At 66.6% G+C, this 2374-nt stretch carries 3 protein-coding genes; all 3 read left to right on the top strand.

Features of this window, described 5'->3' with window-relative positions; translation table 11 throughout:
* Positions 1–253 (top strand): HpcH/HpaI aldolase/citrate lyase family protein (locus tag A5652_RS19315; protein WP_197514020.1); only part of this gene is annotated, 253 nt, incomplete at its 5' end.
* A 245-nt stretch (positions 254–498) separates the two neighbouring features.
* Positions 499–1581 (top strand): pyruvate dehydrogenase (acetyl-transferring) E1 component subunit alpha, encoded by a 1083-nt coding sequence (gene pdhA, locus A5652_RS19320; RefSeq protein WP_232001247.1) that lies wholly within the window; start codon positions 499–501, stop codon positions 1579–1581.
* A 9-nt stretch (positions 1582–1590) separates the two neighbouring features.
* Positions 1591–2374 (top strand): alpha-ketoacid dehydrogenase subunit beta (locus A5652_RS19325; protein ID WP_067355132.1); only part of this gene is annotated, 784 nt, incomplete at its 3' end.

A 2374-nucleotide genomic window follows, 5' to 3' on the forward strand; every position in this document is an offset into this window, starting at 1 on the left:
ATTTCGGGAGGAGGCCGAGGACGCCGTCGCGCTGGGCTTCGGCGGGACTGTGTGCATCCACCCGAGCCAGATCCCGGTAGTGCGGGAGGCGTATCGCCCCACCGAGGAGCGATTGGGCTGGGCGCGACGGGTGCTGACGGCGGCGCGCTCCGAGCGTGGAGTCTTCGCGTTCGAGGGGCAGATGGTCGACTCGCCGGTTCTCAAGCACGCGCAAATGACGTTGCGCAGGGCGGGTGAGACCGTCCCTGAGTGACGGCTGCACTACGACGCGCCGGGGCGAGGGCGCCGCAGCGCGACACGCGTGCCGTCATCGCAATCAACCGGTCTCTTCCGGTTTGAGCGCATAATGGTGAGTACGTCAGTGTCGCGGCGAGCGAAGCCTTTCGTGTAGCTGGCGATCGATCTCCGCTCGCGGTAGATCCCGGCTGACCGTTTGCCGGGATCCGCTGTGGTCTAGGGGACCACGCGGCACCCGACGAGGGAGGCGGTGTGGCGCAGATGTCTTCGACGCCCATGACTGTCGATCTCGAGCCGATACAACTCGTCGCGCCCGATGGTTCCGCGACGTCCGAAAACCGCTACAGCCGTGAGCTTCCCGTGGAGACGCTGAGCTGGCTCTACGAGATGATGGTGATCACCCGTGAACTGGACGGCGAATTCGTCAACCTCAAGCGGCAAGGGGAGCTGGGGCTGTACGCTTCCTGCCACGGCCAGGAAGCCGCACAGGTTGGTGCCGCGGCGTGCCTGCGCAAGACGGACTGGTTGTTTCCCCAATACCGGGAACTCGGAGCATTTTTGGTGCGTGGCATCCCGCCCGGACACGTGGGGGCGGCGTGGCGCGGAACCTGGTACGGCGGTCTGGACTTCACCAAAAAATGCTGCGCGCCGCTGTCGATTCCGATCGGCACCCAGACCCTGCACGCCGTGGGCGCGGCGATGGCCGCCCAACGCCTGGGCGAGGATTCGGTGACGGTGGCCTTCCTCGGCGACGGCGCCACCAGTGTGGGAGACGTGCACGAGGCGCTGAACTTCGCGGCCGTGTTCGGCACGCCCTGCGTGTTCTTCGTGCAGAACAATCAATGGGCGATCTCGGTGCCGGTATCCAAACAGACCGCCGCACCGTCGCTGGCGCACAAGGCGATTGGTTACGGCATGCCCGGAATCCGGGCGGACGGCAATGACGTGCTGGCGTGCTATGCGGTGACGGCCGAGGCCGCCGCCCGGGCCCGCAGCGGCGGCGGGCCGACTTTGATCGAGGCGGTCACCTACCGCTTGGCCCCGCACACCACTTCCGACGATCCGAGTCGATACCGCACGCAAGACGAAGTCGACCACTGGGCGGCACTGGAACCGATCGCGCGGTACCGCAGCTACCTGCAAGGCCAGGGCTTGTGGTCGGAACGGTTGGAGGAAAGGGTTGTTGGCCGCGCGCAGCGGATGCGGGCCGAATTGCGCGACGCGGTGTTTGACGCGCCCGATTTCGACATCGACGAGCTGTTCACGTCTGTGTACGCCGAAATCACCCCGGGACTACAGGCGCAGCGGCGGCAGCTGCGGGACGAACTCGACCGAAGTGATTGAGAGGCGTCCATGACCCAGCTCGCCGATCGCCCCGCCGGCCCCGACGAAACACTCACCACGGCACTGCAGAAGGACGCGCTCGGCGCTGAGTCGTTGACCATGGTGAAGGCGCTCAACCGCGCGCTGCACGACGCGATGGCCGCGGATGACCGGGTGCTGGTATTCGGCGAGGATGTCTCGGTCGAGGGAGGAGTGTTCCGGGTAACGGAGGGACTGGCCGCAGCGTTCGGCGAGAGCCGCTGCTTTGACACGCCACTCGCGGAGTCCGCCATCATCGGGATCGCGGTGGGTCTGGCGCTGCGCGGCTTTGTGCCGGTACCCGAAATCCAGTTCGACGGGTTTTCTTACCCTGCTTTCGACCAGGTGGTCAGCCACCTGGCGAAGTATCGCACCCGCACCCGCGGCGAAATCAGCATGCCGGTGACGGTGCGCATCCCCTCCTTCGGGGGAATCGGGGCCGCCGAGCATCATTCGGATTCCACGGAGTCGTACTGGGCACACACCGCCGGGTTGAAGGTGGTGGTGCCGTCCAGCCCGGCTGACGCGTATTGGTTGCTGCGCCACGCGATCACCTGCCCGGACCCGGTCATGTATTTGGAGCCTAAGCGCCGGTATCAGGGGCGCGGCCTGGTCGACGTCACCCGGCCCGAACCACCGATCGGGCAGGCAATGGTGCGCCGGGCCGGCACCGACGTGACCGTCGTGACCTACGGCAGCTTGGTCAGCACCGCGGTCGGCGCCGCCGAAGAGGCGCAGCGACAACGTGGTTGGAGCCTGGAGGTCATCGATCTGC

The sequence above is a fragment of the Mycobacterium sp. 1165178.9 genome, assembly GCF_001673555.1.
Lineage (GTDB): Bacteria > Actinomycetota > Actinomycetes > Mycobacteriales > Mycobacteriaceae > Mycobacterium.